The sequence below is a fragment of the Streptomyces sp. AA4 genome (genome assembly GCF_000158875.1).
In the GTDB taxonomy this organism is placed as follows: Bacteria; Actinomycetota; Actinomycetes; order Mycobacteriales; family Pseudonocardiaceae; genus Amycolatopsis.
This window is the reverse complement of the sequence record NZ_GG657746.1, coordinates 4,589,813-4,615,536: the sequence shown is the minus strand read 5'-3', so window position 1 is coordinate 4,615,536 and position 25,724 is coordinate 4,589,813. Positions and strand designations below refer to the sequence as shown.

The 25,724-nt window shown below is 70.3% G+C and carries 24 protein-coding genes and 1 riboswitch; of the genes, 11 read left to right on the top strand and 13 right to left on the bottom strand.

What is annotated here, in order from left to right; all coding sequences use genetic code 11:
- Positions 1-2,335 (top strand): bifunctional (p)ppGpp synthetase/guanosine-3',5'-bis(diphosphate) 3'-pyrophosphohydrolase (locus SSMG_RS21215; protein WP_009079307.1); only part of this gene is annotated, 2,335 nt, incomplete at its 5' end.
- A 1-nt stretch (position 2,336) separates the two neighbouring features.
- Here the strand turns inward: SSMG_RS21215 and SSMG_RS21210 are convergent.
- Both SSMG_RS21210 and SSMG_RS21205 read right to left on the bottom strand, forming a co-directional pair.
- A complete protein-coding gene (locus SSMG_RS21210) occupies positions 2,337-2,738 on the bottom strand; it encodes a DUF1304 domain-containing protein (RefSeq protein WP_009079305.1) in 402 nt (133 codons plus the stop codon).
- Complete coding sequence (locus SSMG_RS21205; protein ID WP_009079303.1) at positions 2,735-3,184, bottom strand: cupin domain-containing protein; 450 nt, start codon at positions 3,182-3,184, stop codon at positions 2,735-2,737. The genes SSMG_RS21210 and SSMG_RS21205 overlap by 4 nt, the downstream gene beginning before the upstream one ends.
- Positions 3,185-3,272: 88 nt before the next feature.
- On the opposite strand from SSMG_RS21205, the gene SSMG_RS21200 reads away from it, so the two are divergent.
- Together SSMG_RS21200 and SSMG_RS21195 are read left to right on the top strand one after the other, a co-directional pair.
- On the top strand, positions 3,273-4,295 hold the full coding sequence (locus tag SSMG_RS21200) for a LuxR C-terminal-related transcriptional regulator (protein WP_009079301.1): 1,023 nt from the start codon (positions 3,273-3,275) through the stop codon (positions 4,293-4,295).
- Positions 4,296-4,350: 55 nt separating this feature from the next.
- A complete protein-coding gene (locus tag SSMG_RS21195; protein ID WP_037714390.1) occupies positions 4,351-5,130 on the top strand; it encodes an enoyl-CoA hydratase/isomerase family protein in 780 nt (259 codons plus the stop codon).
- Between the two features lie 205 nt (positions 5,131-5,335).
- Here the strand turns inward: SSMG_RS21195 and SSMG_RS21190 are convergent, their stop codons facing one another.
- Positions 5,336-6,121 carry an aminotransferase class IV gene (locus SSMG_RS21190; RefSeq protein ID WP_009079298.1) on the bottom strand — a complete coding sequence of 262 codons (786 nt, stop codon included), beginning with the start codon at positions 6,119-6,121 and terminating at the stop codon, positions 5,336-5,338.
- Between the two features lies 1 nt (position 6,122).
- Positions 6,123-7,004, bottom strand: a complete 882-nt coding sequence (locus SSMG_RS21185) for a peptidylprolyl isomerase (RefSeq protein ID WP_009079297.1) — start codon at positions 7,002-7,004, stop codon at positions 6,123-6,125.
- Positions 7,005-7,107: 103 nt separating this feature from the next.
- On the opposite strand from SSMG_RS21185, the gene SSMG_RS21180 reads away from it, so the two are divergent.
- Together SSMG_RS21180 and SSMG_RS21175 are read left to right on the top strand one after the other, a co-directional pair.
- Positions 7,108-7,725 carry an MBL fold metallo-hydrolase gene (locus SSMG_RS21180; RefSeq protein WP_009079295.1) on the top strand — a complete coding sequence of 206 codons (618 nt, stop codon included), beginning with the start codon at positions 7,108-7,110 and terminating at the stop codon, positions 7,723-7,725.
- Positions 7,722-8,360, top strand: a complete 639-nt coding sequence (locus SSMG_RS21175) for a hypothetical protein (RefSeq protein ID WP_009079294.1) — start codon at positions 7,722-7,724, stop codon at positions 8,358-8,360. The genes SSMG_RS21180 and SSMG_RS21175 overlap by 4 nt, the downstream gene beginning before the upstream one ends.
- Positions 8,361-8,508: 148 nt before the next feature.
- Here SSMG_RS21175 and SSMG_RS21170 read toward each other — a convergent pair whose 3' ends face one another.
- The 3 genes from SSMG_RS21170 to SSMG_RS21160 form a co-directional block, all read right to left on the bottom strand.
- On the bottom strand, positions 8,509-8,769 hold the full coding sequence (locus SSMG_RS21170; RefSeq protein ID WP_009079292.1) for a hypothetical protein: 261 nt from the start codon (positions 8,767-8,769) through the stop codon (positions 8,509-8,511).
- A gap of 82 nt (positions 8,770-8,851) precedes the next feature.
- Entirely contained in the window at positions 8,852-10,666 is a 1,815-nt protein-coding gene (locus SSMG_RS44850; RefSeq protein WP_078560826.1) for a YibE/F family protein, read from the bottom strand.
- Positions 10,667-10,725: 59 nt separating this feature from the next.
- Positions 10,726-11,703, bottom strand: coding sequence for a GlxA family transcriptional regulator (locus tag SSMG_RS21160; RefSeq protein WP_009079286.1), 978 nt, complete (start codon positions 11,701-11,703; stop codon positions 10,726-10,728).
- A gap of 207 nt (positions 11,704-11,910) precedes the next feature.
- On the opposite strand from SSMG_RS21160, the gene SSMG_RS21155 reads away from it, so the two are divergent.
- Positions 11,911-12,255: an STAS domain-containing protein gene (locus SSMG_RS21155; RefSeq protein WP_037714388.1), complete on the top strand. Its 345-nt coding sequence runs from the start codon at positions 11,911-11,913 to the stop codon at positions 12,253-12,255.
- Positions 12,256-12,316: 61 nt separating this feature from the next.
- Positions 12,317-12,685 carry an SPW repeat protein gene (locus SSMG_RS21150; protein WP_009079282.1) on the top strand — a complete coding sequence of 123 codons (369 nt, stop codon included), beginning with the start codon at positions 12,317-12,319 and terminating at the stop codon, positions 12,683-12,685.
- A gap of 2 nt (positions 12,686-12,687) precedes the next feature.
- Here the strand turns inward: SSMG_RS21150 and SSMG_RS21145 are convergent, their stop codons facing one another.
- The gene (locus SSMG_RS21145) at positions 12,688-13,434 is read right to left on the bottom strand and encodes an SRPBCC domain-containing protein (RefSeq protein WP_009079280.1); all 747 of its coding nucleotides are present in this window, start codon (positions 13,432-13,434) and stop codon (positions 12,688-12,690) included.
- 126 nt (positions 13,435-13,560) lie between these two features.
- On the opposite strand from SSMG_RS21145, the gene SSMG_RS21140 reads away from it, so the two are divergent.
- Positions 13,561-15,309: a pyruvate dehydrogenase gene (locus SSMG_RS21140; RefSeq protein WP_009079278.1), complete on the top strand. Its 1,749-nt coding sequence runs from the start codon at positions 13,561-13,563 to the stop codon at positions 15,307-15,309.
- A gap of 354 nt (positions 15,310-15,663) precedes the next feature.
- Here the strand turns inward: SSMG_RS21140 and SSMG_RS21135 are convergent, their stop codons facing one another.
- The 3 genes from SSMG_RS21135 to SSMG_RS21125 form a co-directional block, all read right to left on the bottom strand.
- Positions 15,664-17,568 carry an ABC transporter ATP-binding protein gene (locus SSMG_RS21135; RefSeq protein WP_100267095.1) on the bottom strand — a complete coding sequence of 635 codons (1,905 nt, stop codon included), beginning with the start codon at positions 17,566-17,568 and terminating at the stop codon, positions 15,664-15,666.
- Between the two features lie 98 nt (positions 17,569-17,666).
- Positions 17,667-19,400: an ABC transporter ATP-binding protein gene (locus tag SSMG_RS21130; RefSeq protein ID WP_037714383.1), complete on the bottom strand. Its 1,734-nt coding sequence runs from the start codon at positions 19,398-19,400 to the stop codon at positions 17,667-17,669.
- Between the two features lie 44 nt (positions 19,401-19,444).
- Positions 19,445-20,071 (bottom strand): TetR/AcrR family transcriptional regulator, encoded by a 627-nt coding sequence (locus SSMG_RS21125; protein WP_009079273.1) that lies wholly within the window; start codon positions 20,069-20,071, stop codon positions 19,445-19,447.
- 382 nt (positions 20,072-20,453) lie between these two features.
- On the opposite strand from SSMG_RS21125, the gene SSMG_RS21120 reads away from it, so the two are divergent.
- A complete protein-coding gene (locus SSMG_RS21120) occupies positions 20,454-21,326 on the top strand; it encodes a Ku protein (RefSeq protein ID WP_009079269.1) in 873 nt (290 codons plus the stop codon).
- Positions 21,327-21,580: 254 nt separating this feature from the next.
- On the top strand, positions 21,581-21,787 hold the full coding sequence (locus tag SSMG_RS21115) for a hypothetical protein (protein WP_037714380.1): 207 nt from the start codon (positions 21,581-21,583) through the stop codon (positions 21,785-21,787).
- A 185-nt stretch (positions 21,788-21,972) separates the two neighbouring features.
- Here the strand turns inward: SSMG_RS21115 and ahcY are convergent, their stop codons facing one another.
- Positions 21,973-23,433 (bottom strand): adenosylhomocysteinase, encoded by a 1,461-nt coding sequence (ahcY, locus tag SSMG_RS21110; protein WP_037714377.1) that lies wholly within the window; start codon positions 23,431-23,433, stop codon positions 21,973-21,975.
- A gap of 104 nt (positions 23,434-23,537) precedes the next feature.
- Between ahcY and SSMG_RS21105 the strand changes: the two genes are divergently transcribed.
- On the top strand, positions 23,538-24,296 hold the full coding sequence (locus SSMG_RS21105; protein ID WP_037714375.1) for a trans-aconitate 2-methyltransferase: 759 nt from the start codon (positions 23,538-23,540) through the stop codon (positions 24,294-24,296).
- Between the two features lie 37 nt (positions 24,297-24,333).
- Positions 24,334-24,411: riboswitch (S-adenosyl-L-homocysteine riboswitch) on the bottom strand.
- A 56-nt stretch (positions 24,412-24,467) separates the two neighbouring features.
- On the opposite strand, the gene SSMG_RS21100 is transcribed toward SSMG_RS21105, so the two are convergent.
- Positions 24,468-25,493 (bottom strand): DNA polymerase IV, encoded by a 1,026-nt coding sequence (locus tag SSMG_RS21100; RefSeq protein WP_037714372.1) that lies wholly within the window; start codon positions 25,491-25,493, stop codon positions 24,468-24,470.
- Between the last annotated feature and the right edge of the window lie 231 nt (positions 25,494-25,724).

The following is a 25,724-nucleotide window of genomic DNA, read 5'->3' as shown; positions in this document are numbered from 1 at the left end:
GCCCCCGCCCGGACGGGAGCCACCCCCGCCCGGGGCGGCGCCCACCGCCGACGCCGGGACCCGGGCCAACGGAGCCGCGCCCAACCCCTCCGCGACCCGCCGCGTCCGCGCGCGCCTGGCCCGCCGCATCACCGCCCAGCGAGCGGCCCCGGTCAAACAGGTCCTGGAACCCCTGGCGGTCATCCACCGCGAACTCCACCCCAACTCCGACCTGGGCCAGCTCCAACGCGCCTACGACGTAGCCGAAGAACTCCACCGCGAACAACGCCGCAAGTCCGGCGACCCGTACATCACCCACCCGCTCGCGGTCGCCACCATCCTGGCCGAGCTGGGCATGGACACCACCACCCTCGTCGCCGCTCTCCTGCACGACACGGTGGAAGACACCGGCTACTCCCTGGAACAGCTGAAGGCGGACTTCGGCGACAAGGTAGGCGAGCTGGTCGACGGCGTCACCAAACTCGACAAGGTCAAGCTAGGCACCTCAGCCGAAGCCGAGACCATCCGCAAGATGGTGATCGCGATGGCGAAGGACCCGCGCGTCCTGGTCATCAAGCTCGCCGACCGGCTGCACAACATGCGCACGATGCGCTTCCTGCCGCCGGAGAAGCAGGCCCGCAAGGCGCGCGAGACGCTCGAGGTGCTCGCCCCGCTGGCGCACCGGCTCGGCATGGCCACGGTGAAGTGGGAGCTGGAAGACCTCGCGTTCGCGATCCTGCAGCCGAAGAAGTACGACGAGATCGTGCGGCTGGTCGCCGACCGCGCGCCCTCGCGCGACACCTACCTGCGCAAGGTGATCGCGGACCTGACGAACAACCTGGTGTCGTCGCGGATCACCGCGAAGGTCGAGGGACGGCCGAAGCACTACTACTCGATCCACCAGAAGATGATCGTCCGCGGCCGCGACCTGGACGACATCCACGACCTGGTCGGCGTGCGGATCCTGGTCGAGGACGTGCGCGACTGCTACGCCGCGATGGGCGTGGTGCACGCGCTGTGGCAGCCGGTGCCGGGGCGGTTCAAGGACTACATCGCGCAGCCGCGGTTCGGCGTCTACCAGTCGCTGCACACCACGGTGATCGGGCCGGACGGCAAGCCGCTCGAGGTGCAGATCCGCACCTACGACATGCACCGGACCGCCGAGTACGGCATCGCCGCGCACTGGCGGTACAAGGAAACCAAGGGCACGCACGCCAGCAACAACGCGATGGAGCTGGACGAGATCGCGTGGATGCGGCAGCTGCTCGACTGGCAGCGCGAGGCCGCGGACCCGGGCGATTTCCTCGAATCGCTGCGCTACGAACTGGCCGCGCGCGAGATCTTCGTGTTCACGCCGAAGGGCGACGTGATCACGCTGCCCGCGGATTCGACGCCAGTGGACTTCGCGTACGCGGTGCACACCGAGGTCGGCCACCGCTGCATCGGCGCCCGTGTGAACGGCCGGCTGGTCGCGCTCGAACGGAAGCTCGAGAACGGCGAGGTCGTCGAGATCTTCACGTCCAAGGCGGAAAGCGCCGGGCCGAGCCGCGACTGGCTGCAGTTCGCCGGTTCGCCGAAGGCGCGCGCGAAGATCCGGCAGTGGTTCGCGAAGGAACGCCGCGACGAGGCGATCGACGCGGGCAAGGAAGCGATCACCAAGGAGATCCGCAAGGTCGGGCTGCCGATCCAGCGGCTCGTGTCGGCGGAGTCGATGGGCTCGGTCGCCACCGAACTCCGGCACGGCGACATCTCTTCGCTGTACGCGGCCGTCGGCGAGGGCCACACGAGCGCGAAGCACGTGGTGCAGCGGCTGGTCGCGCTGATCGGCGGGGTCGAGGAAGCCGAGGAGGAGCTGGCCGAACGGGCCACGCCGTCCACGGTCACGCGCCGCCGCGGTTCGAACGACGTCGGCGTCATCGTCAAGGGCGCGAGCGACGTCTGGGCGAAGCTGGCGCGTTGCTGCACGCCGGTGCCGGGCGACGAGATCCTCGGTTTCGTGACGCGCGGCGGCGGCGTGAGCGTGCACCGCACGGACTGCACGAACGCCGACGACCTGCGGACCCAGCCGGAGCGGCTGGTCGAGGTGGAGTGGGCGCCGTCGTCGTCCTCGGTGTTCCTGGTGGCGATCCAGGTCGAGGCGCTCGACCGGCACCGGCTGCTGTCGGACGTCACGAAGGTGCTCGCGGACGAGAAGGTGAACATCCTGTCCGCCTCGGTGACGACGTCGCGCGACCGGGTGGCGGTGAGCCGGTTCTCGTTCGAGATGGGCGACCCGAAGCACCTCGGGCACGTGCTGAAGGTCGTGCGCGGGGTCGAGGGCGTGTACGACGTGTACCGGGTGACTTCGGCTTCGTAATTCAGAACGCCGTCGCGACCAGCGCGGCCAGCGGCGGGAGTGCCTGGGCGAGCGCCCCGGCGCGTCCCGCACCGCGCGGCCGGCTTAGCGCGAGCAGGTCGGACACGCCGAGCGCGATCCCGGCGAGCGTCATGAACGCGCAGCTGTAGAGCACGAGCACGCGTCCGGCCGCGGCGTCGCCGGTGTGCAGCAGCACCAGGCCGGTCACCGGTCCGGCGGCGAGGAACAGGTTGTACCAGCCGACGTTGAACGACCAGAGCCGCGTGGCGGGCAGGTTTTCGGCCGGGATCCGGAAAATGCCCGCGTGCACGCCGGGGCGTTCGAAGAGCAGCACTTCCCAAGTGAAGGCCAGCAGGTGCACGAGAACGGCGATCCCGGCGAGGATCTGCGCGACGGCGTTCACCGTGCTGGCTCTTCGAACGAAACCCCGTGCCGGGCGGCGATGTCGCCGAGCAGCGGCACCGCGTCCGGCCAGGGGGCGGAGGACGGGACGGTGGCGTCGATTTCGCGGAAGAACCGGCCCATCGCGTCGTCCGGGGTGAAGACGAGGAACTTCGCGTGCGGCGTATGCACGGTGAAGGTGTTGGGGGTGCCTGCCGGGATGTGCACGAAGGAGCCGGGGCCGAGGTCGTGGAGTTCGCCGTCGACGCAGACGGTGATCCGGCCGCACAGGACGTAGAAGCCCTTCGTCCACGGGTCGGCGTGCGGCGGGACGGCGGGGCCGCGCGAGGCGTCGATCTCGAACAATTCGTAGCCGCCGGTGTCCGCGGCGGACGCTTTCACGGTCGCGATCGCGTCTTGGGTGTCCAATTCCGGGCCTTCGCCCGCGGTGCTGAGGTGGATGGTCATGCCCTCGAAAGTAGAAACGCCGCAGTGCCGGGACCATCCCGGAAATCAGGGATACCGGCGGGGGAGGGGCGCGCGCATACTTCGTCGGGTGTGGGAAGGCCGGGCGCAGAGCGTACGGCGGGAGCTGGCGGCTCTCGCCGCGACCGGGTGCGGCGTCGCCGAGCTGCACTCCGCGGCCATCGACCTGGTCGACCGGATCGTGCCCGCGGAGCTGACCTGCTGGGCGTCGCTGGATCCGGACACCGCCGTGATCAGCTCGATGACCAGCGGCCGCGCGCGCATCCCGGGGGAGTACGAGCCGCTGCTGGCGACGTATGAGTACGACGGCGCGGAGCCGCATACCTTCGCGCAGCTCGCCCGGCGCTCGGTGCCGGTGGCGCGGCTTTCCGATCTGCCGCGTCGCGAGCGCGAGCGCAGCGGGCGGTGGGCGCAGGTGTGGCGGCCGCTCGGGTTGGAGAGCGAACTGCGCGTCGGATTTCGCGCGGACGGCGTGTGCTGGGCGGCGGCGGGACTGGTGCGCCGCGGCGAGTTCAGCGACCGCGAGGTGGAGTTCCTGACCTCGATCGGGCCGACGCTGGCGGCTGCGACCCGGGTGGCGGCGCTGGCGCGGGGCGTGGCTCCGGAGGCGGAGCCGGCGATCGTCGTGGTCGGCCCGGACGGCCGGCGGCGCGGGGCGACCGAGGGGGCCGGCGCGTGGGAGTCCGAATTGGACGCAATCGCCGACGGCCGGTTCGCGGTGCTGCTGCGCGCGGTCGCGGTGGGGGCGCAAGCGGCGGCGAGCGGGACGTTCCGGGCCCGGGTCCGCGACGCGCGCGGCGGCTGGATCGTGTTGCAGGCCAGCAGATTGGTCTCGGACGACGACGCCCGCGACGTTGCCGTGACGATCCGCCGGGCCACCGGAGGGGAGCTGCTGGACGTCCTGCTGGCCGCCTACCGGCTGACCGCGCGCGAACGCGACGTGTGCCGGGAAGTCCTTTCCGGACTGTCCACTTCGGACATCGCGGCGCGGCTCGGGATCTCCGCGAACACCGTCCAGGACCACCTTAAATCCGTGTTCGGCAAGGTCGGGGTGCGCAGCCGGGGCGAGCTGACGGCGCGGCTGTCCGGCTAGACCGGTGATCTGTCCCACAACAGAATTGTCGGGGGCGCGCATTAGGGTGCTGGGCATGACGGACGGACTCGAGTTCACCCGCGAAGGCGCCGTGGCCCGGCTGACGTTTTCCCGCCCGGAGAAGATGAACGCGATCACCCGCGGCATGTGGGCGGCGATCCCGGGCGTGGCGGCCGAGGTCGAGGCCGATCCCGAGCTGAAGGTGCTCGTGCTGACCGGGGCCGGACGGCACTTCTCCGCGGGCGCGGACATCGGCGAGTTCCGCGAGCTGCGCTCGACCGCCGAGGCCGCCGCGAAATACGACGAGGCGGTCGACCGCGCGGTGGCGGCGCTGACCGCGCTGCGCAAGCCGACGATCGCCATGGTCCAGGGCAACTGCATCGGCGGCGGCTGCCAGCTCTCGGTCGCCTGCGATTTCCGGTTCGCCGCGGACGACGCGCGCTTCGGCATCACCCCGGCCAAACTCGGCATCGTCTACCACTTCGCCTCGACGCGGCAGCTGGTGTCGCTGGTCGGCCCGGCGCACGCCAAGTACTTCCTGCTGTCCGGCGAACTCGTCGACGCGACCCGGGCGCGCGAGATCGGGCTGGTCAACGACGTCTTCCCGGCCGCGGACCTGGAAACCGCGACGGCCCGGTTCGCCGAGACGCTGTGCGGACGCTCGCAGGCCTCGGTCCGCGGGATGAACCGGATCATCGAGAAGATCGCGGCGGGGCAGGAGCGGACCGACGACGAGGTCGAGGAGATCCGGCTCGCCGCGCTGCACGGGGAGGACTACGCGGAGGGCGTGGACGCGTTCCTGAACCGGCGCGCGCCGAAGTTCACCTACCGCTGACCGGCACGGCAACCGGTTGACTGCTCGGCGAGCCGGGGCCTGTGGCGCTGAAAATCCATCCCCGCAGCCGGCACCCCGGAGCTGTTCCGGACGGTCGACCACGCCGATTTCGACCGGTCGTGGCCGTCTTCATGCAGCACAACCCGACCGGGCGGTGTACGTCGAGCCCAACGTCTGGGTGGAGCATCGCGGGCCGGAAGCTGCGTCAGATCTCGTCCCAGGGCGCGGTTTCGTACGCCTCGGTCAGCAGTTTCGCGGCGACGGCGGAGGTGCGCAGCCGGACGTCGTCAACGGAGGCGACGGGGCGGCCGACGGTGGCGGAGTTGGTCACGAACATCGCGTCGAACTCCGGAAGCTCCGCCGGGTACACCGGACGCGTCTCCTGCGGCACGCCCGCCGCGCGCAGCTGTTCTGCGAGCACGAGGTAGGTGATCCCCGGCAGCACCGGGGCTTCCGGCCACACGATCGTCCCGCCGCGCAGGAAGCCGACGTTCCAGATCGTCGCCTCGCTGATCCGGCCGTCGGCGGCGAGGAACACCGCGTCGTCGTAGCCGGCGAGGGCGGCCGCGCGCGAATGGTGCGCGAGGCCGAAGCTGCCGAGATGCTTCACGTGCGGCAGATCCCGTTGGTACGCAACGGATCGCAGCCGCATCGGCGTGGTGACGGGGTAGGCGGGCGGCGCGGTGCGCACCAGGATCTCGGGCGTCATCACGGGGTCGTGCGGCGAGGAGCGCGAGAAAATGATCACCCGGACCGACAGGTCGCCCTGCCCGGCGACGAGCCGCCGGACGTAACGGCGGACCAGGTCGGTGTCCAGGTCGCTGCCGAACACCTCGCGGGTGTTCGCCGCGAGCCGGTCGAGGTGGAAGCGGAGGCCGCGGACCCGTCCGTCGCGGACCTGCATCGCGGTGAAGTGGCCGTAGCTGGTCGCCGCAGCGGCGAGATCGGCGGCGCCCGGAGCGGCCCCGCCGATCTCGACTCGCGTGGTCAACTCAGGAAACCGTGACCGCGGTGATCTTGACCGGCTGCTTGGGCTCGCCGGTCCCGTCGCGCGGACTCACCGTGCCGATGCCGTTCCTCGCGATCTTGTCGAGGACTTTCAGGCCCTCGTCGGAGATGCTGCCGAAGATCGAGTACGCCGGGTCCAGCGGGGCGTCGCCGTAGACCATGAAGAACTGGCTGCCGCCGCTGTTCGGCGCGGTGCCTTTGGCCATCGCGAGGATGCCGCGGCCGTACTTCGCGGTGTCGATGAACTCGTCCGGCACGGTGAAGCCAGGGCCTCCGGTGCCGTCGGTCGTGATGTCGCCCTTCGCGTCCGGGTCGCCGCACTGCAGCATCTGCAGGCCGGTGACGCCGAGCCGGTGGCAGATCGTGTCGGTGTAGAAGCCCTGCTTCGCGAGGCTCTCGATCGCCTGCACAGTGCACGGCGCGAGCGAGCGGTCCAGCGTCATCGGGATGTCGCCCTGGGTGGTCTTCAGCGTGAAGTTCACGGTCCCGGACGAGGACACGTTCTTGCCGTCCGGCACGGCGACCTTCTTCGCCGACGGCGGCCTCCCGCTGGTATCGGCCGCGTACGAGCACGTCGTCGGGTTCGGCAGCGCCTTGGAGCGCTTGGGGAGCGCGGTGCGCTCGGTGGGGATGTTCGTGACGCTCGGGACCGGCGGCGCGGAACTGGACGGCGGCGGCGTGGCCTGCTGGTCGCCGCTGCCGCCGCTGTTCACGATCCACACCACGAGACCGGCGACGATGAGGACCACACCGCCGACCACTCCAGCGCCCACGATCTTGCGTCGCTTCGCCTGTTCGGCCCGGCGCACGAGCTGCCGCTCGAGTTTGCGCTTCGCGGCTTCACGGCGCTGCTGGTTGGTCGCCACCCGCCCTCCAGTTTCCGCTCGGAGTCACACGTCTGAGGTAGCGGCAGTGTATGGGCACAGCCTGTGAGGACTCCGTACAGGGGCGGCTAGTCTTCACCGGGTCGTGATCAAGGTCGCTTCCGGGGAGGAGGGTTCGGTGCTCGTCGCCGGGTTCGCCGCGGGTCCGCTGCGCTCGAATTGCTATCTGCTCGCCCCCGCCGCCGGGGGTCCGTGTCTCGTCGTCGACCCGGGCGAGGGAGCCGCCGGGCCGCTCGCCGAAGCGCTGGCGGAGCACGGCCTGACGCCGGTCGCGCTGCTCGCCACCCACGGCCATCCGGACCACGTGGGCGCGGCCGCCGAGCTGTCGCGGGCGCACGGAGTGCCGCTGCGGCTGCATCCGGGCGACGGCGACTGGTACGACGGGCCCTTCGAACCGCTCGCTCCTGGCGAGACCGAAGCGGCCGGGCTGACGGTCAGGGTGCTCCCGCTGCCCGGGCACACGCCGGGTTCGGTGGCGTTCACCGTCGAGACCGGCGAAGGTGGCAGGCTGGTGTTCACCGGGGACACGCTTTTCGCCGGATCGGTCGGGCGCACCGGCGGATCCGGCTCCGATCTGGAGAATTCGTTGCGCACACTGCTCACGCTCGCCGACGACACCGTCGTGCTGCCCGGCCACGGACCGGCCACGACCATCGGCCGCGAGCGCGCCGCCAACCCCTTCGTGCCGGGAGCCGGGCAGTGACCGGCAAACCGGAGGAACGCCTGCCGCTGTTCGCCGACGAGCCGAAGCTGCGCCGCCGCCGCGCCTGGTCGGGCGTCTTCGGCGTGCTGATCCTGGCCGCGGCGTTCGGCGGGATCGCCGGGCTGATCGGCGGGCAGCTGGCCGGGCTGATCGTGGCGGCGGTCGTCGCGCTGCCGCTGATTTACGTGGTGCTCTACGCGTTCCGCCGCCGGATCTGGCTGGAGGGCACGACGCTGGTGGTGCGCACGTGGGGCGTCCGGCGGGTGGACCTGCTGGAGGCGCCGCGGCTGGACGTGGTGATCAGCGACGTGCGCGGTACCCGGACGGTGGCGCTGCTGGTGAACGCGGGACAACGGCGGCGTGCGGTGAAGCTCGACCTCGCGGTCTTTTCCGGGACCGGCGGCCGGGAGCTGGGAGCGCTGCAGCTGCGCCGGCTGGCGGACGCGGTGCTGAACAACACCGAGGCGAACGGGCTGGTGTTTTCGGAGTTGCTGGTGGCCGAGCTGCGCGCGGAGGCCCGCGGGGACGCGGTGGCGGAGCGGCCGCTGTACCGGCTGGCTTCGGCGGCTCCGTCGGGGAAGTACTTGCAGCGGTTCCCGATGGAAGCCGTCAGCCGCTTCGTGGCAACTCTGTAATTCGGCGCCGGCTTCGCCGTCGCGTGCATGCTCGCCATGAAGCCGGCGTCTGGAGGAGCGTTATGCCGCCTGGGGGCGGTCACACCGCTCCTCCAGACGCCGACGCGATCCCGCGGTTCGGTCGGCTTCGGGCGGTTGCTCCGAGGGGTTACTCGCGTCCGGCGTGCTCGCGGCCGCGTTCTTCCAAGCTGTCCACGCGGGCGCGGATGCGGTCCAGCTGGTCGGCGAGTTCGGGAAGTTCCTCGGCGACATAGGAGAGCAGCCGCTCGAGGTGGCGGAGCGTCGCGCGGACCTCGTCGAGCGCGGCGGCGATCCGCGGGACCGTTTCGGCCGCTTCCAGCACCGACGCGAACAGGCGGCGGATCAGGTGCACGGTGACTCGGGGTCCGGCCAGGACGGCTGAGAACACAGCCCCTCCTCGGGTCGCGGGGGTCGCGGTCTTCGTACCTCATCCGCGACGTCCGCGCCCGACCGGGTCAGGCCGCGTGTGGCTAGTGTGCTTCAGCGGGTTTCGTGGTGCTGATGAGGTGCTCGACCGGCTCGCGGGCGGCGATCAGCGCGGCCAGGACCGTCGTCACCGGCACCGCCGCGACGATGCCGACCGACCCCGCCAGCGTCCGGATGATCTCCGCGGCGATGTCCTCGCTGCCGAGCAACGAGCCGAGGCCGACGCCGGAGATCGCCGAGTAGAGCATCACCGGCAGCGCGGCCCCGGCGTAGGCCATCACCAGCGTGTTCACCGCGGAGCCGACGTGGTCGCGGCCGATCCGCAGGCCGGAGCGGTACAGCTCGCGCCAGCTGAGCGACGGGTTGGCCCGCCGCAGTTCCCACACCGCGCTGGTCTGGGTGATCGTCACGTCGTCGAGCACGCCCAGCGCGCCGATCACGATTCCGGCCAGCAGCAGGCCGCGCGCGTCGATGCCGTGGCCGAGCGAAGCGATGAGCGTCGTGGTGCTGTCGTCGAGTCCGGTGAGCGACGCGGCGGCGGAGAAGATCGCCGACAGGATCCCGATCAGTGCGAGGCTGACCAATGTCCCGAGCACGGCGACCGAGGTTCTCGCCGACAGGCCGTGCGTCAGGTACAGCGCGAGGAACATGATCGCGCCCGCCCCGGCGATCGCGACGACCAGCGGGTTCTCCCCGGCGAGGATCGCGGGCAGCACGAACAGGACGATCACCACGAAACTCAGCACCAGCGCGACCAGCGCGGCCAAACCCTGCCATCGGCCGAGCACGAGCACGGCGATCGCGAACAGCGCGGCGAGCAGCACCAGCGGCGTGCCGCGCTGGAAATCGACGAGGGTGAACGACTGCGGATCGAGCGGATTGCCGCCGTTGTAGGCGAGCACGACCTTGTCGCCCGCGGTGAACCTCGGCGTGCTCGGCTCGATCGGCACGGTCAGCCGCACCGGTTTCCCGGCCGCCGGGCCGTCGGACATCTGCAGGTCGACGGTGAGGCACGGTTTCGCGTTCGGGTCCGGCTGCGAGCCGACCTGCACCTGCCCTGGCTGCAGGCACGGGCCGGACGTCGCGGTCGTGATCGCCGCCTGGACCGGCGTGCCTTGCGGTACCGCGCTTTTCGGCAGGGAGCTGCCCCACGGGTACAGGACGATCATGCCGACGACGGTCGCCAGCGCGAGCGGGGCGAGGAGCCAGACCAGGAGCTTGCGGACTCGTTGCGACGCCGGGGCGGCCGGGCCGTGGCCGTGCCCGTGACCGTGGCCGTGTCCCGCTGGCTGCGGAGTTTCCTTGGCCGCAGCGGATTCCGGAGTGTCCTTTTCGGACTGGGGCGGGCGGGCCGGGGGACGGCGGCGCGTGGCCGGAGGCGGGGTGTCGCCGGTGCGGCGGGGGAGGCGCAGCTCGCCGGACTGGGCGCCGCTGCGGGAATCGGCGGAGCGCGGGGTGCCCGGTTGCGCCGAGCGCGGGGTGCCGGGTTGCGGGGGTCGTGGCGCGGTGGCACGGGGACGGCGGGGTTCGCCGAGTCGTCCGTCTCGGCGACCCGGTGCGCCGGAGCGCCTGGGCTCGCCGCTGCGTTCGGGCCGCTCGGCAGATCGCCCGGGCTCGGCGCCGTGGTCGGTGTTGCCGGAACGTCCTGCGCTGCGTTCGGAATTGCCGGGCCGGTCCGCTTGCCGTCCCGGTTCGCGAGCCGCCGGTCGCCCGGGTTCGGCACGGCGCGCCCGGCGCGGTCCGTCCGGCCGGACGGGCGGTGGCACAGCGGAGGACGGCGGCTCGCCCGGCACTCGCGGCAGCGGGCCGGTGTCGTCGGGGTCCTGGTCGGGGTAGTCGTGCGGTGCCACGGCGGACATCCTGCCCTCCCGGTGCGCGGTTCGCCTGTCCCGGGTGGGGGAGGAAGCGGGCGTTTCGTTCAGGCGTGCGCAGAACGCAGGTGCACTCGCCGGTAAGCCGAGGGCGGAGTGTCGAAATGGTCCAGAAACGCCTGCCGGAGCGTCTCGGTGGAACCGAAACCGCAGCGGCGCGCGATGGCGGCGAGCGGGAGGTCGGTGCCGGCCAGCAGACGGGCGGCGTGTTCGGCGCGCACGGTGCGGACGTATTTCCCCGGGGTGGTGCCGAGGTGGGCGTCGAACAGCCGGGTCAGCTGGCGGGTGCTGATGCCCGCCTGGCTCGCGAGCGCGGGGGCGCCCAGGTCGTCGGCGAGGTGCTCGGCGACGTACGCGGTGAGGTCGCGGACCTGCCGGTGCTCCGGCGGCGGACCGGCGAGGAACATGCTCACCTGCGCCTGGTTTCCGGGCCGCTGCAGGTAGGTGACCAGAGACCGGGCGGCCTCGCGGGCGAGCGTCGGGCCGTGGTCCTCCTCGACGAGGGCGAGGGTGAGGTCGAGCCCGCTGGTGACTCCCGCGGAGGTGTAGACGTCGCCGTGCCGCACGAACAGCGGCACCGGATCGACGGTCACCGACGGGTACTGCTCGGCGAGCCGCGACGCGTGCGACCAGTGCGTGGTGGCGCGGCGGCCGCTCAGCAGCCCGGCGGCGGCGAGCACGGCCGCGCCGGTGCAGACCGACGCAGTGCGCTTGCTCTGCTGCGAAAGCCGCCGCACGTGGGCCAGCAGCCGTTCGTCCTTCGCCGCGGCTTGGTGGCCCAGCCCGCCCGCGACGACGAACGTGTCGAGCGGGCCGCTGACCTGGTCGAGCCGGACGTGCGGGGCGAGCGTGAGCCCGGACTGGCAGGCGAAGGGCAGCCCGTCGGCGCTGGCGAGCCGGACCTCGTACGGCCGGGCCGCGCCGAGCCGGGTGGCAGTGTCGAACACGTCGGACACGCAGGCGATGTCGAGCAGTTCCGCGTCGGGGTACCCGAGGATCACGACCTGCCGGGCGGTACTCGGCATGGCCGCACCGTAGCAGCTCGCCCGGCCGGATAGACCGGGTTCGCAGGATTTCGGACACGCGTGTCTCGAACCGGTCCGCGTGCCGGGAGAATTTTCGCATTCGCCGGGTCTCCGGGCAGCGCGGCGGCCACCGGGGCCTGGCGAAGTGCCCACCCGGCCGGGGCACGACGGTTTGCCGGCGCCGCGCGGACGCGTACCGTTCCGCCAATGGGTGTTCGCGGGGATGCCGGTCTGACCGTCTTCACCAGCCGGAGGGACGGCGACATCGTGCTGGTCACGGCGGCGGGCGAGATCGACATCGCGTCGGTCGGGCAGTTCCGCTCCGCGCTGACCGCCGCCTCCGGAGCGGGCGGCAAACTGGTGGTGGACCTGTCCCGGGTCGGCTATCTCAGCTGTGCCGGGCTGCGTGCGCTCGAAGAGACGCGCCGCGTCCGGCCCGCGCTTTCGATCGTCGCGACCAGGCCGCTCGTGCTGCGGGTTTTCGCGGTGTCCGGCATCGACGCGCCGGTGCGGCGCGGCCTGCGCGAGGCGTGCGCCGCCGCGGGGGCGTGAATCCCCGGCCGGAATCTGGGTACCCGACGGGTGGAACCGAGATCTGCTGAGGTGATCCGAGATGTCCACCAGCACGATGTCCGGCAAGACCGCGGTCTCCGGGGGCGCGGCGGGCCTCGCTGTGCTCGCCGGGCTGTACCTGATCGCCGCGCCGTGGCTGCTGCGCTTCGGCGGGGCCGCCGAACTCGCGGTGAGCAACACCGTCGCCGGTCTGGCGATCGTCGTTTTCGGCGCCATGCGGGCGCGGGATTCCGGCGCGCTGGCGCTGACCTGGGTGCTGCCGGTGCTCGGGGCGTGGGCCGCGGTGTCTCCGTTCTTGCTCCGCTACGGCGACGAAACAGTGCCGTCGGCCGGCGCGGTGACCGGCAACGTGATCGCCGGGGTCGTCGTGGCGGCCAGCGGCGCGGCGTTGCTGCTGCGCCGCCGCTGACGTCAGCCGAGCGCGTCGGCGAGCCAGCGGCTCCAGGCCGCGCTTTCGGCGGTCTCGTCGACGTCCGGGCGGAACAGGTGATGTCCGACCGCGGCCGGCATGCCGAGCAGGGACCGTTCGTGGAACCGGTAGAGGGCGTCCTCGGTGCGGACCCCGGCGTAGTTCGGGGTGAAGTAATCGAGGACGCCCTCGACTGCTTCATCGCCGACGCGGAAGCGGACCGCTTGCCCCGCTGAGGGTTCAGCGGGCAACCCGAGCGCCGCGAGCAGCTTCGGCCACGCTTCGCGGCTCGCCGACGAGGCCGGGCCGTCCGCGGTCACGTACGTCGCGAAGCGGCCGGGGAAGTGGGCCAGCAGTTCGGCGAGCGTGTGCAGGTACATCTCCCAGCCGACGGCGAAGGACTCGTGGTACTCGTCGTCCCAGCCGTCCGGGACGAAGCCGCGGTGCACGAACCGCAGCACCGACGTGCCGCCTTCGGCTGCTTCGACGAGGAACTCCATCGCGTCGAACGTGCCGTCCTCGGCCGCCTCGCCCCGATAGGCGAACCTGCGCGGGGGATCCCACGCGGTGATCTCCGCCTCGGTGCGCATTTCGCCGAGGCGGAACCGGACCCGCTTCGCCGCGGCGTCGACCTCGTGGCGGCCCATGAACCACGAATCGATGCCGGGCCCGCTCGCGACGGCGTCCCACACGGCCTCGGGTCCCGCGGGCAGCTGAACCTCTTTGCGCACCTCGAACTCGCGTGGCATCTGCGGCGTTCCTCCTCGGGTAGGTCTTGCTCACCGTGCCATTGACAATAAAATCTGTCAATGCGGTGGCGGTTCGCCCGATCGGCGCCAGACTGCGAAGGGACGCTCACGAAGGGACGCAGACGCATGGCAACGGTGGCCGACCAGCTGATCGACGTTCTGGTGCAATCCGGGGTGCGCCGGATCTACGGGGTGGTGGGCGACAGCCTCAACCCCGTGGTGGACGCGGTGCGCCGGACCGGAGGTTCCGCGCGCGGCGGCATCGACTGGGTGCACGTGCGCAACGAGGAAGCCGGAGCGTTCGCCGCCGCGGCCGAGGCGCAGCTCACCGGGCGGCTCGCGGTGTGCGCGGGCAGTTGCGGCCCGGGCAATCTCCATTTGCTGCAAGGGGTTTACGACGCGCACCGCTCCGGGGCTCCGGTGCTGGCGATCGCGTCGCACATTCCGTCCACGCAGATCGGCACGGGGTTCTTTCAGGAGACGCATCCGCAGCAGTTGTTCGCCGAATGCTCGCATTACTGCGAGATGGTGAGCTCGCCGGAGCAGATGCCGCGGCTCGCGCGGATCGCGGTGCAGAACGCGGTCGGGCGGCGCGGGGCTGCCGTGCTGGTGCTGCCTGGGGACGTGTCGCATGAGCCTGCCGCGCATGCCACGGGGGAGTCGGCTTCGCTGGGGAGCCCGCCCGCCATGGTGCCCGCCGAGGCGGACGTCGCGCGTCTGGCCGAGCGGATCGACCGGGCGGAGAAGGTCATGATCATGGCCGGCGCGGGGTGCCGGGACGCGCATGACGACGTGCTCGCGCTCGCGGAGGCGGTCGGTGCTCCGGTGGGGCATTCGTTGCGGGGCAAGGAGTTCGTGCAGTACTCGAACCCGTTCGATGTGGGGATGAGCGGATTGCTCGGGTACGGGGCGTGTTACGAGGCGATGCACGAGGCCGATCTCGTGCTGTTGCTGGGCACGGACTTTCCGTACGACAACTTCCTGCCGCAGCGGAACACCGTGCAGGTGGACATCGACCCGGCTCGGATGGGGCGCCGGTCGGTGCTGGAGTTCGGGGTGCAGGGAGACGTCGGGGCGACGATCCGGGCCGTGCTGCCTCGGTTGCGCGAGCGGGACGACCGGTCGTTCCTGCACGCCATGCTGCGGAAGCACGAGCGCGGGTTGCAGCGGGTGGTCGACGCATATACGAGCGAGGTTTCCCGGCACATTCCATTGCATCCGGAGTATGTGGCGGACGTGCTGGACGAGGAGGCCGCGGACGACGCGGTGTTCACTGTGGACACTGGGATGTGCAACGTCTGGGCTGCTCGGTATGTCACGCCCAATGGGCGGAGGCGGATCCTGGGGTCGTTCGTGCACGGGAGCATGGCCAATGCGTTGCCGCATGCTGTCGGGGCGCAGGCGGCTGATCCGGGGCGGCAGGTGGTGGCCATGTGCGGGGACGGCGGGCTGGCCATGTTGATGGGGGAGTTGCTGACGCTCAAGACGCATGCCTTGCCGGTCAAGGCGGTGGTGTTCAACAACTCTTCGCTGGGGATGGTGAAGCTGGAGATGCTCGTGGACGGGTTGCCGGAGTTCGGGACCGACCACGATCAGGTGGATTTCGCCGGGATTGCTCGGGCGGCTGGGTTGTATGCGCGGCGGGTGGAGAAGCCTGGGGAGGTTCGGGACGGGATCCGGGACGTTTTGGCTCATGACGGGCCTGCGGTGTTGGATGTGGTCACGGATCCTAATGCGTTGTCTATTCCGCCTAATATTACTGCGGCTCAGGTTCGGGGGTTTGCTTTGGCTGCTAGTAAGACGGTGTTGAGTGGGGGTGTGGGGAAGATGTTGGAGTTGGCTAAGTCTAATTTGCGGAATATTCCTCGGATTTGAGTGGGGGTTCGGCTCGTCGCCCTGGCGGGCGACATTGCCGTTTGTCTTGGTTGCGTGGGCACCCCGATTTTTTAGTGTGACTACGGCGCTGGGGTGCTTGTCAAGGCGGGAAAGATGCCTTGACAAGCACCCCAGCGCCGTGTTTTTGGCTTCGTATCGGGGGTGGGGGAGGTGTGGGTGCCCCGCGTTGGGTGCATCGGCTGCGGTGTGTGTGGTGTGGCTTGCGCCCCAATGTGGCATTGGGTGCGTCCTGTGCACCCAATGTGGCGTTCGGTGCGTGGGATGCACCCAATGTGGCATTGGGTGCGTGGGTGCGCCCAATGCCACACGGGGCGGCCGGGTGTTCTGCTGCGGCTATTCGGTTTCTGCCATGGCTTCTGCGAATTGGGCTGCGTAGAGGCGGGAGTAGGCGCCGCCTGCGTTGATTAGCGTTTCGTGGTTTCCTTGTTCCACTATGTTGCCGTTTTCCATGACCAGGATGACGTCCGCGTCCCGGATCGTGGAGAGGCGGTGGGCGATCACGAAGCTCGTGCGGCCGGTGCGCAGGGAGTTCATGGCGTGCTGGATCAGGACCTCGGTGCGGGTGTCGACCGAGCTGGTGGCCTCGTCCAGGATCAGGATCGCTGGTTTGGCCAGGAAGGCTCGGGCGACGGTGATCAGCTGTTTCTCGCCTGCGCTGACGGTGCCGCCCTCGTCGTCCAGGACGGTGTCGTAGCCGTCTGGGAGGGTGCGGACGAAGCGGTCCACGTAGGTTGCCTTCGCGGCTTCGATGACCTGTTCGCGGGTCACGTTGTCCGCGCCGTAGGCGATGTTTTCCGCGATCGTGCCGCCGAACAGCCAGGCGTCCTGCAGGACCATGCCGGTCTTCGAGCGCAGTTCCTCGCGGTCCATGGCCTTGATGTCGACGCCGTCCAGGGTGATCCGGCCGCCGTCGATTTCGTAGAATCGCATGAGGAGGTTGACCAGCGTGGTCTTCCCCGCGCCGGTCGGGCCGACGATCGCGACCGTGTGGCCCGGCTCCACCGAGAGCGACAGGTCCTCGATGAGCGGGGTGTCTTCCAGGTAGCGGAAGGACACGTGCTCGAACTCGACCTGGCCGCGCACGACCTCGGGGCGCTGCGGGTGCTCCGGCTCCGGTTCCTGCTCCTTGGCGTCCAGCAGCGCGAACACCCGCTCGGCCGAGGCGACGCCGGACTGCAGCAGGTTCGCCATGCTCGCGATCTGCGTGACCGGCTGGCTGAACTGGCGCGAGTACTGGATGAACGCCTGCACGTCGCCCAGGGTCAGGCTGCCCGAGGCGACCCGCAGGGCGCCGACGACCGCGACCAGGACGTAGCTCAGGTTGCCGATGAACATCATCCCGGGCTGGATCGTGCCGGAGATGAAGGCCGCCTTGAAGCTCGCCTCGTACAGCGCCTCGTTCTGCTGCCGGAAGACCTCCTCGGCCTCCTTGCGGCGGCCGAAGACGTGCACCAGCGCGTGGCCCGAGTACATCTCCTCGATGTGCGCGTTGAGCTTCCCGGTCGTTCCCCACTGCCGGATGAACTGCGGCTGCGCGCGTTTGCCGATCTTGGCCGCGACGAACACCGACACCGGCACCGTCAGCAGCACGATCACGCCCAGCAGCGGCGAGATCACGAACATCATCACCAGCACGCCCAGCACGGTGAACAGCGACGTCACGATCTGCGACAGCGTCTGCTGCAGCGACTGCGCCAGGTTGTCGATGTCGTTGGTGACCCGGCTCAGCACCTCCCCGCGCGGCTGGCGGTCGAAATAGCGCAGCGGAAGCCGCGCGAACTTCTCTTCGATGTCCTGGCGCAGCCGGAACACCGCGCCCTGCACCAGGTTCGTCGTGAGCCGCGCCTGGATGACGCCCAGGAACGACGCGAAGACGTACAGCGCCAGCACGATCATCAGCACCTGGCCGACCGCGGTGAAGTCGATGCCGTGGCCGGGCATCAGGTCGACGCTGGTGAACATGTCGGCCAGCGTGTTCTGGCCGCGGGCCCGCAGGCCCTCGATCACCTGGTCCTTGGTCGCGCCGGCGGGCAGGTTCTTGCTGATCACGCCGGCGAAGATCAGGTCCGTCGCGCGGGCCAGCACCTTCGGCCCGAGCACGGTCAGCGCCACGCCGAGCGCGCCGAGCACCAGCACCCCGGTCAGCGCCGCCCGCTGCGGGCGCAGCAGCCGCAGCAAACGGAGCAGGGAGCCTTTGAAGTCGAGCGCCTTTTCGGCGGGCATGCCGGCGGCCATCATCCGGCCGGGCCCCGCCGTGGGTTGCGGGCGGGTGTGGTCGCGGGCGACGGCGGCCGGCTCGTCGGCGTCGGGCGCGACTGCGGTTTTCGTTTCCTCGCTCACGCCGCCTCCTGTTCGGTCAGCTGCGAAAGCACGATTTCCCGGTAGGTTTCGTTGGCGTCCATCAGCTCGTGGTGGGTTCCGGTGCCGACGACGCGGCCGTCGTCGAGCACGATGATCCGGTCCGCGCCGCGGATCGTGCTGACCCGCTGCGCGACGATGACGACCGTCGCGTCGCGGGTTTCGTCGGCGAGCGCGCGGCGCAGCGCGGCGTCGGTCGCGTAGTCGAGCGCGCTGAACGAGTCGTCGAACAGGTAGATCTCCGGCCGGTGCACCAGCATCCGCGCGATCGCGAGCCGCTGCCGCTGCCCGCCCGAGACGTTCGTGCCGCCCTGGGCGATGGGGGAGTCGAGGCCCTGTTCCATCCGTTCCACGAAATCCTTGCCCTGCGCTACTTCCAGCGCGTGCCACAGCTCTTCGTCGGTGGCGTCCGGATTGCCGTAGCGCAGGTTGCTCGCGACCGTGCCGGCGAACAGATACGGCTTCTGCGGCACCATGCCGACCACCGACGAGAGCACGTCCGGGTCGAGCTGGCGCACGTCCACGCCGTCCACCCGGACGGAGCCCTCGGTGGCGTCCATCAGCCGCGGGATCAGGTTGAGCAGCGTCGTCTTCCCGCTGCCCGTGCTGCCGATGATCGCGGTGGTCTCGCCGGGCCGGGCGAAGAGCGAAACGTCCTGCAGCACCGGCTTTTCCGCGCCGGGGTACCGGAATTCGACGCCGGTCAGGTCGAGGTGCCCGCGTTCGGCTCCGGCCGGGAGCGGCCGGTCCGGCGGGCGCACGCTCGTCTCGGTGTCGAGCACCTCGGTGATCCGCTCGGCGCTGACCTCGGCGCGCGGCACCATCATGAACATGAAGGTGGCCATCATGACCGCCATCAGGATCTGCAGCAGATAGGCCAGGAACGCGGTGAGCGCGCCGATCTGCATCGCCCCGCTGTCGACCCGCTGCCCGCCGAACCACAGCACGGCGACGCTGGACACGTTCACCACCAGCATCACGGTGGGGAACATCAGCGCGATCAGCCTGCCGACCCGCAGCGACACGGTGAACAGCTCGTCGTTGGCGCGGCCGAAGCGCTCGCGCTCGTGCCGGTCGCGCACGAACGCGCGGATCACCCGGATGCCCATGATCTGCTCGCGCATGACCTGGTTGATCCGGTCGAGCCGCTCCTGCATGAGCCGGAACGCCGAGCGCATCCGCATCACGATCAGCCCGATCGCGATGCCCAGCACCGGCACGATGACCACGAGCAGCGCCGACAGCGGGACGTCCTGCTGCAGCGCGAGCAGGATGCCGCCGACGCACATGATCGGCGCGGACACCATGAGGGTGAAGGTGAGCGCGGCGAGCAGCTGGATCTGCTGGACGTCGTTGGTGGTGCGGGTGATCAGCGACGGCGTGCCGAATTTCCCGATCTCGCGCGCGGAGAAATCCTGCACGCGGTGGAAGACGCCGGCGCGGATGTCGCGGCCGACGGCCGAGGAAACGCGGGATCCGTAGTAGACGGCCCCGATCGACCCGGCGATCTGCACCAGCGTGATCAGCAGCATCACGCCGCCGATCTTCACGATGTAGCCGGTGTCGCCCTTGACGAGGCCGCTGTCGATGATGTCGGCGTTGAGCGTGGGCAGGTACAGCGCGGCGATCGTCTGCACCAGTTGCAGCGCGACGACGAGCCACAGCGCGGCCCGGTACGGGCGCAGGTAGCTGCGCAACAGTTTGACCAGCACGGTCGGGTACTCCCCCAAAGAAGTGGAATGGCGTCGGTTCGGGTCTAGCTGGCCGCGCCGGGCGCGGCGAGTGCCGGCATCCCGGCGGCTGCCTCCCGCAGGAGACCGGTCAGGGTCGATACGAACTCTTCGTCGTCGGAGTCCGTATCGAGCCACGTCTGAAAGGCGATGCGCGAAGCGTTCTGCACAATGCTCGCCATCAGCCGGGCGTGCAACGGATTTGCGTGCTCGCCCGCCCGCTCGGCGATGGCGTCGGCCAGCACGCGCTCGACAGTGGCGTGCGCGCGCAGCATCTCGGCGAACAGGCCGCCGTGTGCCATCAACGCACGCACCCGCCGCACGTCCTCGCGGATCGGGCGCTCGTCCTCGGCGAACCGGGTGATGGCGGCGTTGACGACCGCGTCCCACAGCGGTTCGCCGGCGGGCCTCGCCAGGAGCGCTTCGCGCACGCGCTCCTGCCGTTCGACGATGAACGCGCAGACAGCTTCCTCCTTGCTCGAAAAGTAGTTGTTGAAGGTGCGCGGGGACACGCCCACCTCGTTCGCGATGTCCTCCACCCGCAGCTGGTCGACGCCCCGCTCGAGCGCGATCCGCAGCGCGGCGTCGGCGAGAGCCCGTCGAGCGGCTCGCTTCTTGCGCTCGCGCAGGCCCAGAGGTGCGGTGGTGGTCACCGGACCGAAGATAGCAGCAAAAGTTGCGTGATGCGAAAAATTATGCGGACCGCGAAAAGTTTCGTTCTCGTAAGTCCAGTCTAGGTCAGGGCGAACGTATGTTCGAGGAAGTGTGCACGATCGTGTGTCCGGCCGACGATCTGGCGGCGGCCAAGGCGTGGTGGACCCGATGTTGGGTGATTGGGAACCCGCAATCCCCGGGCTCCGGGCCGAGATCTCTGGGGCAACACCAGCGGCGCGACGCGGCCGCCAGTGAGCGGTTGCACACGGGCGGCGCCTGCGCGCAGCCCCCGGACCTGCGCGGACTGTCGGATTCGGACGATCGCGGCTACGGTGGTCACCGAGCGTGAATACGTACCGGCGGACGGCGGAGGTGCGCGGCATGCGGTCGATGTGGAAGGGCTCGGTGTCCTTCGGGCTGGTCAGCATCCCGATCCAGCTGTACGCGGCGACCGAGAACAAGAACGTGTCGCTGCGCCAGGTGCACGCCGCCGACGGCGGGCGGATCCAGTACAAGCGGTTCTGCTCGATCGACGGCGAGGAGGTGCCCTACTCCGACATCGCCAAGGGCTACGAGCTGCCCGACGGCGAGATGGTCGTGATCACCGACGCCGATCTCGCCGAACTGCCGCTGCCCACCCAGCATTCGATCGACGTGCTCGAATTCGTGCCGCTGGAGTCGATCGACCCGATCCGGTTCGACCGCACCTACTACCTGGAGCCGCAGAAGAACGCGGTGAAGCCGTACATCGTGCTGCGCGACGCGCTGCAGAAGGCGAGCCACGTGGCGATCGCGAAGGTCGCGGTGCGCCAGCGGGAGAGCCTGGCGCTGCTGCGCGTCGTGGACGACGTGCTCGTGATGACCACGATGCTGTGGGCCGACGAGGTCCGGGTCCCGGATTTCCCGTTCCTGCACGAGGATCCGCCGCAGGTCCGCGCGCAGGAGGTGACGATGGCGGGGTCGCTGATCGACTCGCTGTCCGAGCCGGTGTTCGAACCGGAGAAATACTCGGACTCCTACCGGGAAGCGCTCGAAGCGATGATCGAGGCGAAGGCGGGCGGCGGCCAGACCGTCGGCGCGCCGAAACAGGGGGAGAAGGCCGAGGTCGTCGACCTGATGGCGGCGCTGGAGGCGAGCGTGTCGGCGGCGAAGAAGAGCCGCGGGCCCGCCAAGGAGACGAAGAAAGCCGCCGGCGAAGGCAAAACCGCGGCGAAGAAACCGGCTGCGCGGGCAAGGCGGCCGAAGAGCGCCTGAGCGGGGCTTTCGCCGGTGCCGGACGGGCGGCGCGGGTTGTTCCGCGGTGCGGAACAGTGAAATTTCACCGCTGCCGTCCGGAAAATGCCGATCGTCACGCCCGGTGAGCGAGTGCGGCGCACTTCACCGGTCCGTGGGGCCGACACGCCGCCGGGTATTCTGCGACCGCGAGATTTCCAGTGGTACCAAGGAGGAGTCCGGCCCCGAAGCAACGGAGCCGGGGACTCGAATACCTGAGCGGAAGGCGGCTGAGCATGGAGTGCGCGTTCTGCACGAGCGGCATCGACCACTGTCACGGCACCCTGGTGGTCCACCCGGACCGCGGGTTCGCCGAGTGCACCGACGCGGCGTGCGTCGACCTCGACCGGGTCCGGCACGGCCTGATCATCGACTGTCACACCCTCGACGCCGGGTGCGCCTGCACCGGAGCGGAGAAATCCCTGCTGCGGCAGGCTTCCTGACGCCCGGCGGCACCCCCGGCCGCCCCGTCGCGCGGCCGGGGCGGCCTACCCGATCGGGTACCCGGCCGTGTACAAGCTGCTTGGCAATGTGCTAACACTACCGGGGGTCCTTCGGCTCTCCCTCCCCCTCGGAGCCGGAGGGCCCCTTTTTTCCCGGCAGCGTCCGGCAGCTTCCGGCCGCGCGGTCAGTAGCGGTAGTGGTCCAGTTTGTACGGTCCGTCCACGTCCACGCCGATGTACTCCGCTTGTTCCTTGCTCAGCTTGGTCAGCCGGACGCCGAGTGCGTCCAGGTGCAGCCGCGCGACCTTCTCGTCCAGCTGCTTCGGCAGCCGGTACACGTCGTTGGCGTACTCGCCCGGCTTGCCGAACAGTTCGATCTGCGCGAGCACCTGGTTCGCGAACGACGCGGACATCACGAACGACGGATGCCCGGTCGCGTTGCCGAGGTTCATCAGCCTGCCCTCGGACAGCACGATGACCGCGTGCCCGTCCGGGAACCGCCACGTGTGCACCTGCGGTTTGACCTCGGTCTTGACGATCCCCGGGACCTTCGCGAGCCCGGCCATGTCGATCTCGTTGTCGAAGTGGCCGACGTTCGCGACGATCGCCTGGTGCTTCATCCTCCGCATCTGCTCGGCCGAGACGATGCCGAAATTGCCGGTGGTGGTGAGGAAAATGTCGGCGCGCTCCACGACGTCGTCGAGTTCCACCACGTCGAGCCCGTCCATCGCGGCCTGCAGCGCGCAGATCGGGTCGACCTCGGTCACCGCGACGCGCGCGCCCTGTCCGCGCAGCGCCTCGACCGCGCCCTTGCCGACGTCGCCGTAGCCGCACACGACGGCGAACTTGCCGCCGATCATCACGTCGGTGCCGCGGTTGAGGCCGTCCGGGAGCGAATGGCGGATGCCGTACCTGTTGTCGAACTTCGACTTGGTGACCGAGTCGTTGACGTTCATCGCCGGGAAGAGCAGTTCGCCCGCGGCCGCGAGCTGGTAGAGCCGGTTCACGCCCGCCGTGGTCTCCTCGGTGACCCCGCGCATCGCGCCTGCGATCCGCGTGAACCGCTCCGGGTCCTCAGCCAGGCTCGCCGCCAGCGTGCGCAGCAGGATCCGGTAGTCCTCCGGGTCGTCCTCGTGCGCGGCGGGCACCGCGCCCGCCTTCTCGAACTCGGCTCCCTTGTGGACGAGCAGGGTCGCGTCGCCGCCGTCGTCCAGGATCATGTTCGGCGGTTCGCCGCCGGGGAAACGGAACAGCTGGTCGGTGCACCACCAGTATTCGTCGAGGGTTTCGCCTTTCCACGCGAATACCGCGGTGCCCTCGGGTCGTTCCGGCGTTCCGTGCGGGCCGACGACGACCGCGGCGGCCGCCTCGTCCTGGGTGGAGAAGATGTTGCAGGACACCCAGCGCACCTCGGCGCCGAGCGCGACGAGCGTTTCGATCAGCACCGCGGTCTGCACGGTCATGTGCAGCGAGCCCGCGATGCGCGCGCCCTTGAGCGGCTGGGACTCCGCGAACTCGCGGCGCAGCGCCATCAGGCCGGGCATTTCGTGCTCGGCGAGGTCGAGCTGGATGCGTCCGGCCGCGGCGAGCGACAGGTCGGCGACCGCGAACTCCAAGGCTCCGGCGGTACGCAGGGTGGGCGGCATTTTCCGTTCCTTTCGGGGTTTTTCGGGCAGAATGGGCTAAGGGCGCCTTGCCGGCGTCCGAAAAGAGAAGCGCGCGCGGGGCGAAGCAGGCCAGAATGCCCGGCATGACAGAGCGCGCGTTGAGTTTTGGGGCAGTGGCGGCGGAGTACGAGCGGTACCGGCCGGGATATCCCGCCGAGCTAGCCGAAAAGGTGCTGGACTACGCGGGCGCGCCGATCGCCGAGGCCCTCGAAATCGGGGCCGGGACGGGGAAAGCGACCCGGCTGTTCGCGGGATGGGGGATCGCGGTCACCGCGACCGACCCGGATCCGGCGATGCTCGCCGAACTGCGCAAGCACCTGCCCGCCGAGGTCGAGACCCGCGAGGGCGCGCTGGAGGATCTGCGGCCGGACCGCCAGTACGGGCTGGTGTACTCGGCCGCGGCACTGCACTGGACGGATCCGGCCGGGCGGTGGCCGCGCATCGCCGCGCTGCTCGCGCCGGGCGGGGTGTTCGCGTCGTTCGGCGGGCCGGTCCGGCCGGCGGATCCCGTGGTGCGGCAAGCGATCGACGAGGCGCAGGCGCCGTTTCTGGAAAGCGCGGGGTTCCCGCCGCCGGACGGCACGCCGCCGGAGAGCGAACTGCAGTGGCCGGGCACCGAACTCGAGAAGTCCGAGCTGTTCGCCGACGTCCGGCAGGTCGTCGTGCAGCAGCGCCTGACGTTGAGCGCGGACGAGCTGATCGGTCTGCTGTCCACGGTTTCGGCGTACCGGGTGCTGCCGATTTCGGTGCGGGAACAGGTTTTCCCTCGTATTCGGCAGGTATTGCCGGAGACGGTCGAACTGGTCGCCGATCACACGGCCCACCTCGCGCGACGGCGCTGAACGGGCCGGAAACGCCAGCGGCACGCGGCACCTCCTGAACCAGGAGGCGCCCTTCGTCCGAAGTCCCGCGGGCCGAGCGTGGCGGGGGAACCCCGTCGCAGCGCCTCTCGGCCCGGAGCCGCGCCCCAGCGGGCGCGTCCGTTCCACCTTGGCAAGCCCGGCCGGGACCTGTCAAGCGCGCGGGAATTCGGCGCGGACGCCGAGCAGCCGTACCGGTTTGCCGAAATCGAAGCGACCCAACAGCTCTTGGGCCGCCGCGGCGAGCACGGCCGGATCCGCGGACGGGGCGGCCAGCGTCACGCTGTGCGTGTGGGTGAGGAACGGAGCGAACCGCACCTTGACCGCGACGCGCGCGGCGGGACGTCCCTCGTCGGCGACGTCCCGCGCGACGCGTTCGGCCAGGGCCGCGGTCTCCTCGGCGATCGCAGCGGGGTCGGTGAGGTCTTGCTGGAATGTCGTTTCCCTGCTTCGGGAACGCGCGACGTACGGGGTCGCGCTCACCTCGGCGTCGCCGATGCCGCCGGCCAGCAGGCGGTACCACGGGCCCAGCTTCGGCCCGAACCGGGCGGCGAGCGCGTCGGGGTCCGCGGCGGCGAGGTCGAGAACGGTGGAGTACCCGGCTTCGGCGAGTTTCTTCGCGGTTTTGCGGCCGATTCCCCATAACGCGTCGGTGGGCTTTCCGGCCATGACGTCCCACCAGTTTTCCTGGGTGAGCCGGTAAATCCCGGCCGGTTTCGCGAATCCGGTGGCGAGTTTGGCGCGGAGTTTGTTGTCGCCGATTCCGACCGACGACGAGAGCCCGGTTTCTTCCTCGACGCCGCGGCGGATTTCCGCGGCGAGCGTTTCGGGGTCGTCGGCGGACGCGCCGAGGAAGGCCTCGTCCCAGCCGAGCACCTCGACGACCACCGGGAATTCCCGCAGCCGGGCCATCACGCGGTCGGAGACCTCCTGGTAGGCCGGGGCGTCGACGGGGAGGAGGACGGCGTCCGGGCAGCGTTTGACGGCCAGCCGCAGCGGCATCCCGGAATCGACGCCGAACTCGCGCGCCTCGTAGGACGCGGTCGCCACGACGGCGCGTTCGGCCGGGTCGCCGTTCCCGCCGACGATCACCGGCCGCCCGCGCAGCTCCGGCCGCCGCGCCACTTCGACGGCGGCGATGAACTGGTCGAGATCGACGTGCAGCACCCATACGGACACCGGACCAGTGTGCGGTGCGCGGGGCGGGCCGCGCATCCGGAAGCCGGTGGACGGGGCGGGTCGGCGGGCCCCGCCTGGTGTGGTGCGGGGTCGGGAGAGTGGTTCCGGCCGGTGGCCGGGGCGGGCCTGGGGAGGCGGCGTTCCGGACGCGATCAGTGCCGACAGGTTCTGCCGCGAGAGCGAGTACGGGCCGCTCGACCCGTCGCGTCGGCCCGGGTCGGACGCGGACCA